The sequence below is a fragment of the Mycobacterium sp. genome, assembly GCF_039583785.1.
Lineage (GTDB): Bacteria > Actinomycetota > Actinomycetes > Mycobacteriales > Mycobacteriaceae > Mycobacterium.
The window spans coordinates 1-15,759 of sequence record NZ_JAVKSG010000047.1 but is presented as its reverse complement, the minus strand read 5'-3'; the positions used below and the strand labels follow the sequence as shown (position 1 = coordinate 15,759).

Below are 15,759 nucleotides of genomic sequence, written 5' to 3'. Positions count from 1 at the left end.
CGAAAAGCCTTGTCGAAGTTGACTTGTCCGCCGACCGCCAGCAGGTTGCGCGGATCGTTGGCGAAGTCGCGGCGACGTTGGTCGTCCCACGACCTGGCGCCCTAGTACCAGGCGTCCGACAGCGACACCACGTGGTCGATCTGCACGGCCGACGAGGTGTCGGGCCCACGGACGAAGTCGATGGTCGCCCCGGTGTAGGGGTCGTCGCTCCACGGCTCGCCGAATCGGAACCGCTGGAAGTCAGACAGCCGATCCCAGCCGTGCACAGGCAGCGCCGCCATCTTCCTGCTCGGGACTGCACGCAGGTACTGCCAGCCGACGGCACCGAGGATGGCGAGAATGACGAGTAGTGCCAACGCATTCCTGTACCGGCTGGGAATGATACGAGTCACATGGCGGTTTTAGCACTTAAGACTGTAGAGTGCTAAATGTTTAGACGTCCACGGAGGTTTGTGTGCCGACTTACAGCTACGCGTGTACCGACTGCGCCAGCCGCTTCGATGTGGTCCAGGCGTTCAGCGACGACACCCTGACCACCTGCGAGAACTGCTCGGGCCGGCTCCGCAAATTGTTCGGCAAAGTCGGGGTGGTGTTCAAGGGCAGCGGCTTCTACCGCAACGACAGCCGCGAAACGTCCAAGAGCTCGGGCAGCAGCTCCTCGAGTTCGTCGTCGAGCTCAGACAACTCGGGTTCGAGCGACACGTCCAGCTCTTCCTCCTCCGAGAAGTCCAGCTCATCGAACGACTCGTCGAAGTCCGACTCCTCCTCGTCGGCGTCGAAGTCGCCGGCCACCACCTCCAGCTAGCAGGTTATCCACAAGCGGCGCTTCGCCGTCCGCGTACTTCGTCCGTGTGCGCTTACCGTTGGCGGGTGGGGGATTCCCAGACATCGCTGAATCCGTCGCTGCCGAACCGCCTTTCGCAGTGGCTGCGTCCCGACTGGTCGCGCACCGTGCTGGCCCGTCGTATCGCCGCGGGCGGGCTGGTACTGCTCGCCGGCGTTTCCGCGCTGCGGCCCGACCCCGCTGACAACCGCGCACACGTCGTCGTGGCCGCGCGCGACCTCACCCCGGGCGCCGAATTGACCGCCGACGATCTAAGGATCGAAAGCCGTTTGGCCCCAACCATTCCCGATGGATCGCAGGTCGACGTCAACACCGTGGTGGGCTCGACACTGGCGGGGCCCGCACGACGCGGCGAAGTGCTCACCGACGTGCGACTGCTGGGCCGCCGGCTCGCCGAATCGGCGGCCGGACCGGACGCCCGAATCGTGCCGGTGCATCCCGCGGACAGTGCGCTGATCGACCTGGTGCGGCCGGGCGACGTCGTCGACGTGGTGGCCGCGACCGAGGGCGGCGCTCAGGCCACCCCGCACGTGCTGGCCACTGACGCGATCGTGGTCTCGGTGTCGGCAAAGGGCAAGGCCCAGAGCACGGACAACGACCGGGTAGTGCTGGTCGCGCTGCCGGCCGCGTCAGCCACCGCGGTGGCCGGCGCCGCTCTCGTCGCGACCGTGACCCTCACCCTGCACTGACCGGCCGACTCAGGCGGGCAGGGCCGACTGTTCGCTGGCGCAGTACTTGCACTTGTGGGCGGCCTCGGGAATGTCGGAGCAGCATTCCGAACACGCCTTGGTCGCGGGCGACTCGCCGAATACGGTCACGCCACGACGTTTCTGGATGTGTCGATACGGCACCACAATCGCGAGGTAGACGGTGGTCATGAAGACGAAGAAGTAGATGATCGAACCGATGAACTCACCGAGGTTGATGAAGGTGGCCTTATTGCCCGCGTCGCCGAGTTGAAAACCCAGTCCGAGCGCCGCGTGTGGCTGAGCGGCCGCCACCAGCGGGTTGATCACCGTCTCGGTGAACGATTTGACCAGTCCCGAAAAAGCCAGAGCCACAACCAAACCGACAGCGACAGTAATGACGTCCTCGCGCATGACGAAATTCTTGAAACCTTTTAGCACCGAGCCACCTCCCGTGAGCAGGAATGAACCGGGCAACACACGATCACCCTGACATGACGGTAGGACTGCCCATCGACATTCGCGCCATATGGCGCTAATTAGTCATGCAAGGGTATTCATGCCGTGACATCCACGACCACGCTCGGGTTAGCCGGTCAGCTGTGATGCGGCGGAACGTTGTCGCGTAGCCACCGCTCACGCTCGTCGGCATCGCGACTCGAGTCCGGATCGCGCTCGTCGGCCGAGGTCCGCGGGAACAACTCGCGGTCGTCACCGGCCGGCCCGGTCATGTCGGGCATCAGATCTCCAGGCTGGAGAGCTGACCGATGATCTGCGCTGCCAAACGGTTGAGCGTCGCCATGCCGTCGCGCACCGCTTGCCTGGAACCGGCGAGGTTGACCACCAGCGTGCTGCCGGAGATGCCGGCCAGACCACGCGACAAGCCAGCTTCGATGATGCCCGCAGACAACCCGGACGCGCGGATCGCTTCGGCGATCCCGAGAACCTCGCGGTCGAGGATGTCCAGCGTTGCCTCGGGCGTGACGTCGCGCGGGGTCACCCCGGTGCCGCCGACCGACACCACCAGGTCGACTCCCCCGATGACCGCGGTGTTGAGCGCGTTGCGAATCTCCACCTCGTCGGCGGCGACGGCGATCACGCCGTCGACCACGAATCCGGCTTCGCTGAGCAGCTCGGTGACCAACGGACCGCTGTGGTCCTCGTCGCCGTGATCATCGACCACGACGACAAGTGCCCTGCCGACCAAGACCGCGCCCTGTTCCATGGTTGCAACCGTATATCTGACGTCCGACCTCGTTGCGCCGGCTCTGGTCACTGCTGGGCCTTGCCCAAGGTGACCTGGATCTTTTTCGTTTCACCCGACGGGTCCTTGAAGGTCAGCATGACTTTGTCGCCTGGCGCCTTCGATCGCACGGCGGCGACCAACGCGTCGGCGCTGTTGACGGTCCGGTCGTCGACCTTGGTGACCACCACGTTGGCGGGCAGGCCGGCGGCCGCGGCCGCACCGCCCGGAACCACTTCGACGACCTTGGCACCCGGCGTCTCCTTGTCGCTGGTGACCTGCACGCCCAGCGAGGCGTGCGACGCGGTGCCCGAACTGATCAGCTCGTCGGCAATCCGCTTGGCCTGGTCGACTGGAATCGCGAAACCGAGGCCGATCGAACCGCTCTGCGCGTCCGGTGAGTCACCGCCGAGGGTGGCGATCGCGGAGTTGACGCCGATCAGCTGTCCGCTCATATTGACCAACGCGCCCCCCGAGTTGCCCGGGTTGATCGCGGCGTCGGTCTGGATGGCGTCCAGCACCGTGTTCTGGTTGCCCGTCTCGCCCGTCGTGGAGACCGGCCGGTTGAGCGCGCTGACGATGCCGGTGGTGACCGTCCCAGACAGGCCCAGCGGCGAACCGACCGCCATCACCGGCTGGCCGACACGCAGGTTGGCCGACGAACCGAGGCTGATCGGGGTCAGCCCCGACATGCCTTGCACGCGAACCACGGCGATGTCCGTGGTGGGGTCCGTACCGACGACGGTGAACTCCGCGGTCCGCCCGTCGGAGAACGTGACCGTGGTCTTCGGCTTGCCGTTGCCCGGCGAAGGGGCGGGCTGGTCGGGATCGGGTGCCGGGGCGCCGGGATCTTCTTCGGGGCCCCGGTGTTCGGGATTCGGACGCCCGTGCGGCGCCGGCGCCTTGCCGGGGTTGGCCGCCGTGGCGACGACGTGGTTGTTGGTCAGGATCAAGCCGTCCGAGGACAGGATGATTCCGGAGCCCTCTTCGGACGCCCGGCCGAGGTTGGTCTCGAGCATGACGACGCTGGGCACCACTTTGGCGGCGACCTGCTCGACGCCGCCGAGCGCGTTCGACGCCGGCATGCCGGGTGTCGCACCGCCGGGCATCGCACCGTCGGCGACGGATGCGAGCGTTTCCTGGTGTATGACCACCGACGCGGCTGCGCCGCCGATACCGGCCGAGACGACCGCTATCGCTACCGCGCCGACGGTCAACGCACCTGCGCGCGAACGTTTTCGCGGCACAGGCATCGGCGCCGGGCCGCCGACCGGGTACCCGGACTGACCGGCAAACGGGCCGTAGGGCTGGCGGTGCTGCTGCCCGCGTGGCTGCTGGCCGGGCCGCCAGTCATAGCCCTGCGGGTAGGTTTGCTGCCCGTAGCCGGGATGGCCTGTGGCCCCGCGCTGATCGGAGGCAGGACGGTATCCGTGCTGCTGCGGCTGTGGCGAATACCTCGGGTGATTCGTCATGTCGCTGGTCGCTCTTTCCTTGTTCCTTGTGCGGTGGTTCTCTGACCCAGACAGTAACCGGATTACTATCTTGCCTGCGTGGTAGGCGATTCGACTGAGACAACGTTCGCCAATGCTGCGGAGTTCCCCGCAATTGAGGGCTCGTCGACGATCGGCGCATCGTCGCCGTCGGACGGGTACTGCGCGACCGCTATCGGCTGCCCCGGTAGCAGGACGTAAATCGATGTGCCCGGGGGCGCTCCACCCGGAACGGTCTCCTCGACATGCAGCGCCCCGCCGTGGTTGACCACGACCTGTTTGACGATCGCCAGCCCCAGCCCCGAGCCGGGCATGGATCGCGACGTGGTCGAGCGGTAGAACCGCTCGAAGACCAATTCACGCTCGTGCTCAGGGATGCCCGGTCCGTGGTCGGACACCACCAGCTCGGCATGCGTGGCATTCAGTTGCCGGAGCCGGACGCCGACGTGCGCGCCGGACGGGCTCCACTTGGCGGCGTTGTCCATCAGGTTCAGCACGGCCCGCGACAGACCCGCCGAGTCACCGTAGACCTGCCAGGGCGTCACTTCCACATCGAAGTCAACGTCGGTGCGGCGCCGGCGAACTCGCTCCAGCGACCGCTCGATGACCTCGCTCATCTCGATCGGCTCGTGTACGACTTCACTGGCGTCGCCGCGGGTGAGGTCCACCAAATCGCCTACCAGAGTTGAAAATTCTTCGATCTGGGCGATCACGTCGGTGCGCAGGTCGACCATTTCCTGCTCGGGTATCGGGGGCGCGCCCGGGGCGCTGGCCGCCATCAGCAGTTCGATGTTGGTGCGCAGCGAGGTCAGCGGGGTGCGCAACTCGTGACCGGCGTCGGCGACCAGACGCGTCTGGCGGTCTCGCGACTCGGCCAGTGCACGCAGCATCATGTTGAAAGCTTCAGTCAGCCTTGCCAATTCGTCACTACCGTAGACCGGTATCGACCTTAGGTCGTCGGTGCGCGCCACCCGTTCGGCCGCCCCGGTCAACCGGAACACCGGTCGTAGGCCGGCTTGGGTGACCATGCCGCCGGCCACCGCCGCGACAACCATGCCGACGCCGCCGACGATGACCAGCACCCAGCGCAGCTTCATCATCACCGCGTCGGTGGGCGCCAGACTCTTGGAGATCAGCAGCGAACTGCCGTTCGGCAGATGCACGGCCAGCACCCGCTGGTTGGCCGCGGTGCGCCGGGACATGAACAGGTCGCCGCGTATGACGGCCTTCTCCGGCTGCCCGACCGGAAGCGTCTGGCCTTCCTGTTTGGCGGTGAAGATCGATCGGCCGGGCGTCACCAGCATCGCGTTGACATCCGAATATGCCGTCCCCTCAATGGCTTTCGCCGGGTCGGCGGCCAGTGAACCGCTGGCGATCAGCAGCTGCGCCCTGGTCTGCAGCTGGTTGTCGATGTCCTTGTATAGCGCCGCGGAGATCACCGCGTACACCGCGACGGCCATCAAGACGACCACCATCGCCACCATCGACATCGCCAGCAGCATCACCCGCCACCGCAGCGACAGCGACGTGCTGGTCGGCAGAGCGCTGCGACGCCGACGGAACAGTGTCTTCAGCGGCATCAGGGAGGTGTTTCGCGAAGCACGTAGCCCACACCGCGAACGGTGTGGATCAGGCGCGGCTCGCCGTTGGCCTCGGTCTTGCGACGCAGGTAACCGACATACACCTCGAGCGCATTACCCGACGTGGGGAAATCAAAACCCCAGACCTCTTCGAGAATGCGGCTGCGCGTCAATACCCGTCGCGGATTGGCGATCAGCATCTCCAGCAAAGCGAATTCAGTGCGGGTGAGGCTGATCTGACGCCCGCCCCGGTTGACTTCGCGAGTCACCGAATCGAGGGTGAGGTCGGCGAACATCATCGCCACGGATTCGCCGGCGTCTTCGAATCTGGTCCGGCGCAGCAGCGCCCGCATCCGCGCCAAAAGCTCTTCGAGCGCGAATGGCTTGGGCAGATAGTCGTCGGCGCCCGCGTCAAGGCCGGCGACCCGCTCAGAGACGGTGTCGCGAGCGGTCAGCACCAGGATCGGCAGATCATCTCCGGTGCTGCGCAGATGCCGGCACACCTCGAGACCGTCCAGCCGGGGCATCATCACGTCGAGCACGACCCCATCGGGACGGTCGGCGGAGATCATCTCCAAGGCCTCGACGCCGTCTTCTGCCAAGGTGACCGAGTAACCGTTAAAGGAAAGTGACCTACGCAGTGACTCGCGCACGGCGCGGTCGTCGTCAACGACAAGAATTCGCACGGCCACCAGTTTTATCCAATTGCCTGAGAACGTGCTGAGAGGTCACCAGAACTGGCTGCCTGCGAGTTGCGGACGGTGCTGCCGGAGACAATGCTCACGGCAAAGAAATTACCGGCGGTCGAGGTCAATCAGACCGAGGCGCGCCGCCTTGAGCAGCCGCCGCGGCACCTTGTGCTGTCGTCCGGCCACCGTCACGCCGACCAATTCGGGCTTCTCAGCCTTCCATTGCGCGCGTCGACTACGGGTGTTCGAGCGCGACATCCGCCGCTTTGGCACAGCCATGATCAGGCCTTACTGCTGGTAGGGGGGTCGCCGCGCAAGATGTCCCGGCAGCGACGGTTGCCTTGATAGTAATCGGTGACCTGCCAAGCGCAAAAATCGGAGCCGACAGCCTTGACGTGACACCGATGGTACCGGCTAACCTACCGGTTGGTTGGTACGTCCCAATGGAGGGAGGGCACGGATGGCGGCTTCGTCGGCTGCCATGTCTGCGGTCCGCGTCGGTAACTGCTCGGGGTTCTACGGAGACCGGCATTCCGCCATGCGCGAGATGCTGACCGGCGGCGAGCTCGACTACTTGACCGGCGACTACCTGGCCGAGCTGACCATGCTCATCCTCGGCCGCGATCGGATGAAGCATCCCGAGCGCGGCTACGCCAAGACCTTCCTGACCCAGCTCGAGGAATGTCTGGGGCTGGCCCAGGAACGTGGGGTGCGCCTCGTCGCCAACGCCGGTGGCCTGAACCCCGCCGGCCTCGCCGACGCCGTGCGCGCGCTGGCGCAGCGTCTGGGTGTACCGGTCCGGGTCGCCTACGTCGACGGTGACGACTTGGCCCCGCGCGCCGACGCACTCGGGCTGGGCACGCCGCTGACGGCCAATGCCTACCTGGGCGCCTGGGGCATTGTCGACTGCCTCAACGATGGCGCAGATGTCGTCGTGACCGGCCGGGTGACCGACGCATCGGTGACGGTCGGGCCGGCCGCCGCGCACTTCGGCTGGCAGCGGACCGACTACGACCGCCTCGCCGGCGCCGTGGTCGCTGGCCACGTTATCGAATGCGGCATCCAGGCGACCGGCGGCAACTTCTCGTTCTTCACCGAAATTCCAGCGATCCCCGGCTTACTCCATGCCGGCTTCCCGCTGGCCGAGATTCACGCCGACGGCTCGTCGGTGATCACCAAGCACCCCGGCACCGGCGGGCTGGTCAGCGTCGACACCGTCACCGCCCAGCTGCTCTACGAGATCACCGGCGCCCGCTACGCCAACCCGGACGTCACCGCCCGGATGGACACCGTCGAGCTGGCTGGCGACGGCGCCGACCGGGTGCGGATCGCCCACGTGACCGGCGAACCGCCACCACCCACCTACAAGGTGTCGCTGAACAGCATCGGCGGATTCCGCAACGCGATGACGTTCGTGCTGACCGGTCTCGACATCGACGCCAAGGCGGAACTGGTGCGACGGCAGCTCGAAGCTTCGATCGCCGCCAAGCCGGCCCTCGAGCCCGCGGAGCTGGAGTGGACGCTGGCCCGTACCGACCACGCCGACGCCGACAGCGAGCAAGCCGCCAGCGCACTGTTGAGCTGCGTGGTCCGTGACCCCGACCCGGCCAATGTGGGCCGTCAGTTCTCTTCGGCCGCAGTCGAATTGGCGCTGGCCAGCTACCCGGGTTTCGCCGTCACCGCGCCACCGGGCGACGGTCAGGTCTACGGCGTCTACACCCCCGGCTACGTGGACGCCGCCGAGGTGGCGCACACCGCCGTGCACGCCGACGGCACCCGGGTCGAGATTGCCTGCGCCACTGAGACTCTCGAGCTGCGGCCAGCGTCTGCGCCGCCTTTACCCGAGGCGTTGCCGGACGGGCCGACGCGGCGGGTGCCGCTGGGCCGCATCGCCGGTACCCGCAGCGGTGACAAGGGCGGGTCGGCGAACGTCGGCGTGTGGGTTCGCACCGACCAACAGTGGCGCTGGCTGGCCCACACGCTGACCGTCGAGCTGCTGCGCGAGCTGCTGCCCGAGACGGCCGACCTGCCCGTGACCCGGCATCTGCTGCCCAATCTGCGCGCGGTGAACTTCGTCATCGAGGAGATCCTCGGCCAGGGCGTCGCCTACCAGGCGCGGTTCGACCCGCAGGCCAAAGGGCTGGGCGAGTGGCTGCGTAGCCGTCACGTCGACATCCCAGCAGTGTTGCTGTGAGAGAAGGGTTGTTGTGAGCATTTGGACCACGCCGGAGCGCGAGTCGCTCCGCAAGACCGTGCGCTCGTTCGCCGAGCGGGAGATCTTGCCGCACGTCGACGAGTGGGAACGCTGCGGTGAGCTGCCGCGCGAATTGCACCGTGCCGCGGGCGAAGCGGGTCTGCTCGGCGCGAACTTCCCCGAGGAGGTCGGCGGTGGCGGCGGTGACGGCGCCGACGCGGTGATCGTCTGCGAGGAGCTGCACCAGGCCGGGGTGCCCGGCGGGGTGTTCGCGTCACTGTTCACCTGCGGCATCGCGGTGCCGCACATGATCGCCTCCGGCGACGAGCGGCTGATCGAGGCGTTTGTCCGCCCGACGCTGGCCGGGGAGAAAATCGGATCGCTGGCCATCACCGAACCCGGCGGCGGCTCCGACGTCGGGCACCTGCGCACCACCGCGACCCGCTCGGGAGATCAGTACATCGTCAACGGCGCCAAGACCTACATCACCTCCGGGGTGCGCGCCGACTTCGTCGTCACCGCGGTGCGCACCGGCGGCCCTGGCGCGGCCGGGGTTTCGCTGCTGGTCGTGGACCGGGATACCCCTGGTTTTCACGTCAGCCGCAAGCTGGACAAGATGGGCTGGCGGTCCTCGGACACCGCGGAGCTGTCCTACGTCGACGCGGCCGTGCCGGTGGCCAACCTGGTCGGCGCCGAGAACACCGGTTTTGCTCAGATCGCCGACGCCTTCGTCGCGGAACGCATCGGCCTGGCCGCGCAGGCTTATTCGAGTGCCCAGCGGTGTCTGGACATCACCGCGGCGTGGTGCCGCGACCGGGAGACGTTCGGCCGGCCGCTGATCTCACGTCAGTCCGTACAAAACACGCTGGCCGAGATGGCCCGGCGGATCGACGTCGCGCGCGTCTACGCCCACCACGTCATCGAACGGCAGCTGGCCGGCGAGACGAACCTGATCGCGCAGGTGTGCTTCGCCAAGAACACCGCCGTAGAGGCCGGCGAATGGGTGGCCAACCAAGGCGTCCAGTTGTTCGGCGGCATGGGCTATATGACCGAGTCGGAAATCGAACGCCAGTACCGTGACATGCGGATCCTCGGCATCGGCGGCGGGACCACCGAGATCCTGACCGCGCTGACCGCCAAGCTGTTGGGATTCCAGTCGTGAGCCCGCTGAAGTCCGCGCTGGACCCCACCGCCGACACCTATGCCGCCGCGGCCGCGGCCGCGGAGTCGCGGCTCGAGGAGATCGACGCCGAGCTGGCCAAGGCGCTGGCCGGTGGCGGTGCGAAATATGTTGAGCGCCATCATGACCGGGGCAAGCTGACCGCCCGCGAGCGGATCGAACTGCTGGTCGACGCGGACGCACCGTTCCTGGAGCTGTGTCCGTTGGCGGCCTACGGCAGCGACTTCGCATTGGGCGCCAGCCTGGTCACCGGGATCGGCCCGGTCAACGGCGTCGAGTGCATGGTGGTGGCCAACGACCCGACCGTCAAAGGTGGCACCAGCAACCCGTGGACGTTGCGGAAGATCCTGCGGGCCAATCAGATCGCGTTCGAGAACCGGCTGCCGGTGATCTCGCTCGTCGAATCCGGCGGCGCCGACCTGCCGACACAAAAGCAGGTGTTCGTTCCAGGCGGACAGATGTTCCGCGACCTGACCCGGCTGTCAGCGGCGGGCATCCCCACCATTGCGCTGGTGTTCGGGAACTCCACCGCCGGTGGCGCCTACGTGCCCGGCATGTCCGATCACGTGGTGATGATCAAGGAACGCTCGAAGGTGTTCCTGGCCGGTCCCCCGCTGGTGAAGATGGCAACCGGTGAGGAGTCCGACGACGAGTCACTGGGCGGTGCCGAAATGCATTCCCGGGTATCGGGTTTGAGCGACTACTTCGCGGTCGACGAACTCGACGCGATCCGGATCGGACGTCGCATCGTCGCGCGACTCAACTGGACCAAGCAGGGACCGGCGCCGGTGCCGGTGACCGAGCCGCTGTTCGACGCCGAGGAGCTGATCGGCATTGTCCCGGCCGATCTGCGTATCCCGTTCGATCCTCGCGACGTGATCGCCCGCATCGTCGACGGCTCGGAATTCGACGAGTTCAAGGCGATGTACGGTTCGTCGCTGGTCACCGGCTGGGCCCGGCTGCACGGCTACCCGCTGGGCATCCTGGCCAACGCCCGCGGTGTGCTGTTCAGCGAAGAGTCCCAGAAGGCCACCCAGTTCATCCAGCTGGCGAACCGCGCGAACACGCCATTGTTGTTCCTGCACAACACGACCGGCTATATGGTCGGCAAGGACTACGAGGAAGGCGGCATGATCAAGCACGGCTCGATGATGATCAACGCCGTGTCCAACTCGACGGTCCCGCACATCTCGCTGCTGATCGGCGCGTCCTACGGCGCCGGCCATTACGGCATGTGCGGCCGCGCCTACGACCCGCGGTTCCTGTTCGCCTGGCCGAGCGCCAAGGCCGCCGTGATGGGTGGAGCGCAGCTGGCCGGGGTGTTGTCGATCGTGAGCCGGGCGGCCGCCGAGGCGCGCGGTCAGGAGTATGACGACGCGGCTGATGCTGCTATGCGGGCCGCTATCGAAGGGCAGATCGAGGCCGAGTCGCTGCCGATGGTGTTGTCCGGGATGCTCTACGACGACGGGGTGATCGACCCGCGGGATACCCGTATCGTACTGGGAATGTGTTTGTCCGCCATCGCCAATGGCCCGATCAAGGGGACGTCGAGCTTCGGCGTCTTCCGGATGTGACGCTGATGGAAATAACTCGAGTTCTGGTAGCCAATCGCGGCGAGATCGCCCGCCGCGTCTTCGCGACATGCCGCAACCTCGGCCTGGGCACCGTCGCGGTCTACACCGACCCGGATGCCGAGGCCCCGCATGTGGCCGAGGCCGACGCTCGGGTGCGGCTGCCGCAGACCACCGATTATCTCAACGCCAAGGCGATCATCGCCGCAGCCAAGGCTTCTGGCGCGGACGCGGTACACCCCGGCTACGGATTCCTCTCCGAGAACGCCGACTTCGCCGCCGCGGTGCAGGCCGCCGGGCTGGTGTGGATCGGTCCGCCGGTGGATGCGGTGCGCGCAATGGGCTCCAAGATCGAGTCCAAGAAGATGATGTCCGCGGCCGGGGTTCCGGTGCTCGAGGAACTCGACCCCGACACTGTCACCGCCGCCCAGCTGCCGGTGCTGGTGAAGGCGTCCTCCGGGGGCGGTGGGCGCGGGATGCGGGTGGTCGACCAATTGGACGCGCTGCCAAGCGAAGTCGCCGCCGCTCAGCGGGAAGCCCAGTCCGCTTTCGGTGACGGAGAAGTGTTCTGTGAGCGCTACCTGCCCACCGGCCACCACGTCGAGGTCCAGGTGATGGCCGATTCCCACGGCACGGTGTGGGCCGTCGGCGAGCGGGAATGCTCGATCCAGCGCCGGCACCAGAAGATCATCGAGGAAGCGCCGTCGCCGTTGGTCGAGCGCGTACCGGGGATGCGGGCCAGGCTCTTCGAAGCCGCCCGGCTGGCCGCCGGCGCGATCGGCTACACCGGAGCGGGCACAGTGGAGTTCCTGGCCGACGATCACGGCGAGTTCTACTTCCTGGAGATGAACACCCGACTGCAGGTCGAGCACCCGGTTACCGAGGAGACCACCGGCCTCGATCTTGTCGAGTTGCAGATCGCCGTCGCCGACGGCGGTCACCTGGACGCCGAACCGCCTGCTGCACAAGGGTATTCGATCGAGGCCCGGCTGTACGCCGAAGACCCGGCGCAGAATTGGCAGCCGCAGGCCGGCCCGGTGCATCGCATCGATGTGCCCTCGGCCCGCACCCAATTCGCCACGCTCGGGTCGCGCACCGGCATCCGGCTGGACTCCGGGATCCTCGACGGCTCTTCTGTGTCGATCCACTACGACCCGATGCTGGCCAAGGTCATCTCGTACGCCCCGACCCGGCGGCAGGCGGCCCTGGTGCTCGCCGACGCGCTGGCGCGCACACAGGTGCACGGACTGCGCACCAACCGCGATCTGTTGGTCAACGTGTTGCGGCATCAGGCATTCCTGGACGGCGCCACCGACACCGCGTTCTTCGACACGCACGGCCTGGCGGAGCTGTCCGCTGCGCTGGCCGACGACGCCGCGGTCCGGCTGTCGGTGGTGGCCGCGGCGCTGGCCGACGCGGCCGAGAACCGTTCCAACGCAACCGTGCTGGGCTCCGTTCCCAGCGGCTGGCGCAACCTGGCGTCCGGCTACCAGGTCAAGACCTACCTCGACGACGGCGGTGTGCAGCACCACGTCGAATACCGGTTCGGCCGAACCGGATTGACATTGCCGGGTGACGAGTCGGTACAGCTGGTCTCCGCGACGTCCGACGAAGTGGTGTTGACCGACGCCCACGGGGTGGCGCGCAACTTCGCGGTGAAACGCTACGGTGCGCATGGTTCAGCCGTCTACGTCGACTCCGCCCTTGGCCCGGTGCACCTCGTCGCGCAGCCGCGCTTCCCCGAGCCGGGGTCGGCCGTCGAGAAGGGGTCGCTGGTTGCGCCTATGCCCGGCAACGTCATTCGGCTCGGCGCCGTAGTCGGTGACACGGTCACGGCCGGTCAGCCGCTGATCTGGTTGGAGGCGATGAAGATGGAGCACACCATCGCCGCCCCGTCCGACGGCGTGCTCGCGGAACTCAACGTCGACACCGGCCACCAGGTCGAGGTCGGCGCTGTCCTGGCGCGAGTGGACGCGCCTCACGATCCCGAAGCAGAAGGAGAATAACCATGACCGACAGCAGCTTCATCGAGAACGAGGACCGCAGCGCCCTGCGCAAGGCGGTGTCCGACTGGGCATCCAAATACGGCAGCGAGTACTACCTGAAGAAGGCCCGCGCCCAGGAACACACCGACGAATTGTGGTCCGAGGCAGGCCAACTCGGCTTCCTCGGAGTCAACCTTCCCGAAGAGTACGGCGGTGGCGGCGCCGGCATGTACGAGCTGTCGCTGGTGATGGAGGAGATGGCGGCCGCCGGTAGCGCGCTGCTGCTGATGGTGGTGTCGCCGGCCATCAACGGCACGATCATCAGCAAGTTCGGCACCGACGAGCAGAAGAAGCGCTGGATTCCCGGCATCGCCGACGGCACGCTGACAATGGCGTTCGCGATCACCGAACCCGACGCCGGCTCCAACTCGCACAAGATCACCACCACGGCGCGGCGCGACGGCAGCGACTGGATCCTCAAGGGCCAGAAGGTCTACATCTCCGGTGTCGACCAGGCCCAGGCGGTGCTGGTGGTGGCTCGTTCGGAGGAGGCCAAGACCGGCAAGCTGCGGCCCGCTCTGTTCGTGGTGCCCACCGACTCCCCCGGCTTCACCTACACCCCGATCGATATGGAGATCATCAGCCCCGAACGGCAGTTCCAGGTGTTCCTCGACGACGTCCGGCTGCCCAGCGACGCCCTGGTCGGCGCCGAAGATGCCGCCATCGCACAGCTTTTCGCGGGGCTGAACCCCGAGCGCATCATGGGCGCGGCCAGCAGCGTCGGCATGGGCCGCTATGCGCTGGACCGCGCCGCCGACTACGTCAAGACCCGTCAGGTGTGGGGCGCCCCGATCGGCTCGCACCAGGGCCTGTCACATCCGTTGGCGCAGTGCCACATCGAGGTCGAGCTCGCCAAGTTGATGATGCAGAAAGCCGCGACGCTGTACGACAACGGCGACGACGGCGGTGCTGCAACGGCGGCCAACATGGCGAAATACGCTGCGGCCGAGGCCGCTACCCGCTCGGTCGACCAGGCCGTGCAGTCGCTGGGCGGCAACGGCCTGACCAAGGAGTACGGCGTGGCCGCGATGCTGGCCTCGGCCCGGCTCGGCCGGATTGCGCCGGTCAGCCGCGAGATGGTGCTCAACTTCGTCGCGCAGACATCGCTCGGCCTACCGCGAAGCTACTGATGGACACCCTCGTCGAATACTCGGTCGACGGGCATGTCGCGCGGCTGACGCTGAATTCGCCGCACAACCGCAACGCGCTGTCGTCCGCGCTGGTCAACCAACTGCACCAGGGCCTGCGTGACGCGGCGGTCGATCCCGCGGCGCGGGTCGTCGTGCTCGGCCACACCGGCAACACGTTCTGCGCGGGCGCCGACCTCTCCCAGGGGTCGGCTGCGAGCGCGGATCCCGCCGAGGCCACCGCCCAGCGGTCGCGAGAGATGACGGAGTTGCTGCGCGCCATCGTCGAAGCACCGCTGCCGGTGATCGTCGCGGTAGACGGGCATGTGCGGGCCGGCGGCATGGGTCTGGTCGCCGCGTGCGACATCGCCGTCGCCGGACCGCGCAGCACCTTCGCGTTGACCGAGGCCCGAATCGGCGTCGCGCCGGCGATCATCTCGCTGACGCTGCTGCCGAAACTGTCCGCCCGCGCAGCCGCGCGCTACTACCTGACCGGCGAGACGTTCCACGCCGCTGTCGCCGAGACGATCGGGCTGATCACCGTAGCCGCCGACGACGTCGATGCCGCGGTTGCGGCGCTGGTGGCCGACATCGGCCGCGGCTCGCCGCAGGGTTTGGCGGCATCCAAGGCGCTGACCACCGCCGCCGTGCTGGAGGGATTCGATCGCGACGCCGAGCGGCTCGCCGCCGAGTCGGCCCGGCTGTTCGTCTCCGACGAAGCCCGCGAGGGCATGCTGGCGTTCCTGCAGAAGCGCCCGCCGAGTTGGGTTTGCTGACACTGACCTGGGCGCCCTCGGCCAGCCGGGCCTCAGCTTCCGCGGCGTTGCGGACGACGATCAGCGTTGCCTACCGCATCGCGGTTGGGAAGTGGTGAGTTCATTTCGTCCCTGCTTCGTCACCGACATGGACTTACACACCCGGCATTGAGCGGCCTCGAAGGATTCGTTCAACCCGATCCATCAGCTCACCCGGGTCGTCCTCACTGCCGTCTTTCCAGGCGACGAGTGCGTGCAGAAGATCGACCGGTTGAACACTCAGTCGTAAGCCCAGCAGCACAGCTTTGGTGTCGCTGCCCACGTCCACCGGACGGTAGTGATGGCGACTTGCAAC

15 protein-coding genes and 2 pseudogenes are annotated in these 15,759 nt (G+C 67.1%); 8 read left to right on the top strand and 9 right to left on the bottom strand.

The genetic code is table 11. From position 1 onward, the window contains the following. Nucleotides 1–203, bottom strand: a pseudogene (locus ABDV69_RS14440) (HNH endonuclease family protein); the annotation flags it as partial. 251 nt (nt 204–454) lie between these two features. Here ABDV69_RS14440 and ABDV69_RS14435 point away from each other — a divergent pair. Next, nucleotides 455–805, top strand: coding sequence for an FmdB family zinc ribbon protein (locus ABDV69_RS14435; protein WP_343575496.1), 351 nt, complete (start codon nt 455–457; stop codon nt 803–805). Between the two features lie 65 nt (nt 806–870). Further along, complete coding sequence (locus tag ABDV69_RS14430; protein ID WP_343575495.1) at nt 871–1,533, top strand: SAF domain-containing protein; 663 nt, start codon at nt 871–873, stop codon at nt 1,531–1,533. 9 nt (nt 1,534–1,542) lie between these two features. On the opposite strand, the gene ABDV69_RS14425 is transcribed toward ABDV69_RS14430, so the two are convergent. From ABDV69_RS14425 to rpmF, 7 genes are all read right to left on the bottom strand, one after another. Beyond that, nucleotides 1,543–1,971 (bottom strand): MscL family protein, encoded by a 429-nt coding sequence (locus ABDV69_RS14425; protein ID WP_343575493.1) that lies wholly within the window; start codon nt 1,969–1,971, stop codon nt 1,543–1,545. Between the two features lie 155 nt (nt 1,972–2,126). After that, nucleotides 2,127–2,270 (bottom strand): hypothetical protein, encoded by a 144-nt coding sequence (locus ABDV69_RS14420; RefSeq protein ID WP_343575491.1) that lies wholly within the window; start codon nt 2,268–2,270, stop codon nt 2,127–2,129. Beyond that, nucleotides 2,270–2,755, bottom strand: coding sequence for a MogA/MoaB family molybdenum cofactor biosynthesis protein (locus tag ABDV69_RS14415; RefSeq protein ID WP_343575489.1), 486 nt, complete (start codon nt 2,753–2,755; stop codon nt 2,270–2,272). Before ABDV69_RS14415 ends, ABDV69_RS14420 begins: the two co-directional genes overlap by 1 nt. Nucleotides 2,756–2,802: 47 nt before the next feature. Beyond that, a complete protein-coding gene (locus tag ABDV69_RS14410; RefSeq protein WP_343575488.1) occupies nt 2,803–4,245 on the bottom strand; it encodes a trypsin-like peptidase domain-containing protein in 1,443 nt (480 codons plus the stop codon). 65 nt (nt 4,246–4,310) lie between these two features. Next, nucleotides 4,311–5,843, bottom strand: coding sequence for a HAMP domain-containing sensor histidine kinase (locus tag ABDV69_RS14405; RefSeq protein ID WP_343575485.1), 1,533 nt, complete (start codon nt 5,841–5,843; stop codon nt 4,311–4,313). Then, entirely contained in the window at nt 5,843–6,529 is a 687-nt protein-coding gene (locus tag ABDV69_RS14400; RefSeq protein WP_343575483.1) for a response regulator transcription factor, read from the bottom strand. The genes ABDV69_RS14405 and ABDV69_RS14400 overlap by 1 nt, the downstream gene beginning before the upstream one ends. A 108-nt stretch (nt 6,530–6,637) precedes the next feature. Continuing rightward, nucleotides 6,638–6,811 carry a 50S ribosomal protein L32 gene (gene rpmF, locus ABDV69_RS14395; protein WP_067331883.1) on the bottom strand — a complete coding sequence of 58 codons (174 nt, stop codon included), beginning with the start codon at nt 6,809–6,811 and terminating at the stop codon, nt 6,638–6,640. Between the two features lie 202 nt (nt 6,812–7,013). Between rpmF and ABDV69_RS14390 the strand changes: the two genes are divergently transcribed. The 6 genes from ABDV69_RS14390 to ABDV69_RS14365 are packed head-to-tail and all read left to right on the top strand — an operon-like array spanning nt 7,014 to nt 15,425. After that, nucleotides 7,014–8,726 carry an acyclic terpene utilization AtuA family protein gene (locus tag ABDV69_RS14390; RefSeq protein ID WP_343575517.1) on the top strand — a complete coding sequence of 571 codons (1,713 nt, stop codon included), beginning with the start codon at nt 7,014–7,016 and terminating at the stop codon, nt 8,724–8,726. A 13-nt stretch (nt 8,727–8,739) separates the two neighbouring features. After that, nucleotides 8,740–9,888, top strand: a complete 1,149-nt coding sequence (locus ABDV69_RS14385; RefSeq protein WP_343575480.1) for an acyl-CoA dehydrogenase family protein — start codon at nt 8,740–8,742, stop codon at nt 9,886–9,888. After that, on the top strand, nt 9,885–11,480 hold the full coding sequence (locus ABDV69_RS14380; protein ID WP_343575477.1) for an acyl-CoA carboxylase subunit beta: 1,596 nt from the start codon (nt 9,885–9,887) through the stop codon (nt 11,478–11,480). The genes ABDV69_RS14385 and ABDV69_RS14380 overlap by 4 nt, the downstream gene beginning before the upstream one ends. A gap of 5 nt (nt 11,481–11,485) precedes the next feature. Beyond that, a complete protein-coding gene (locus tag ABDV69_RS14375; protein WP_343575476.1) occupies nt 11,486–13,483 on the top strand; it encodes a biotin carboxylase N-terminal domain-containing protein in 1,998 nt (665 codons plus the stop codon). Between the two features lie 2 nt (nt 13,484–13,485). Beyond that, entirely contained in the window at nt 13,486–14,652 is a 1,167-nt protein-coding gene (locus tag ABDV69_RS14370; protein WP_343575474.1) for an acyl-CoA dehydrogenase family protein, read from the top strand. Then, nucleotides 14,652–15,425, top strand: coding sequence for an enoyl-CoA hydratase family protein (locus ABDV69_RS14365; RefSeq protein WP_343575472.1), 774 nt, complete (start codon nt 14,652–14,654; stop codon nt 15,423–15,425). Before ABDV69_RS14370 ends, ABDV69_RS14365 begins: the two co-directional genes overlap by 1 nt. 133 nt (nt 15,426–15,558) lie before the next feature. Here ABDV69_RS14365 and ABDV69_RS14360 read toward each other — a convergent pair. Beyond that, nucleotides 15,559–15,759: pseudogene (locus ABDV69_RS14360) on the bottom strand (hypothetical protein); the annotation flags it as partial.

Coding starts and splice junctions, on each gene's coding strand:
- ABDV69_RS14420 (WP_343575491.1), bottom strand. CDS start 2,270: ATGCCCGACATGACCGGGCCGGCCGGTGACGACCGCGAGTTGTTCCCG.
- ABDV69_RS14415 (WP_343575489.1), bottom strand. CDS start 2,755: ATGGAACAGGGCGCGGTCTTGGTCGGCAGGGCACTTGTCGTCGTGGTC.
- ABDV69_RS14410 (WP_343575488.1), bottom strand. CDS start 4,245: ATGACGAATCACCCGAGGTATTCGCCACAGCCGCAGCAGCACGGATAC.
- ABDV69_RS14405 (WP_343575485.1), bottom strand. CDS start 5,843: ATGCCGCTGAAGACACTGTTCCGTCGGCGTCGCAGCGCTCTGCCGACC.
- rpmF (WP_067331883.1), bottom strand. CDS start 6,811: ATGGCTGTGCCAAAGCGGCGGATGTCGCGCTCGAACACCCGTAGTCGA.
- ABDV69_RS14390 (WP_343575517.1), top strand. CDS start 7,014: ATGTCTGCGGTCCGCGTCGGTAACTGCTCGGGGTTCTACGGAGACCGG.
- ABDV69_RS14375 (WP_343575476.1), top strand. CDS start 11,486: ATGGAAATAACTCGAGTTCTGGTAGCCAATCGCGGCGAGATCGCCCGC.
- ABDV69_RS14370 (WP_343575474.1), top strand. CDS start 13,486: ATGACCGACAGCAGCTTCATCGAGAACGAGGACCGCAGCGCCCTGCGC.
- ABDV69_RS14365 (WP_343575472.1), top strand. CDS start 14,652: ATGGACACCCTCGTCGAATACTCGGTCGACGGGCATGTCGCGCGGCTG.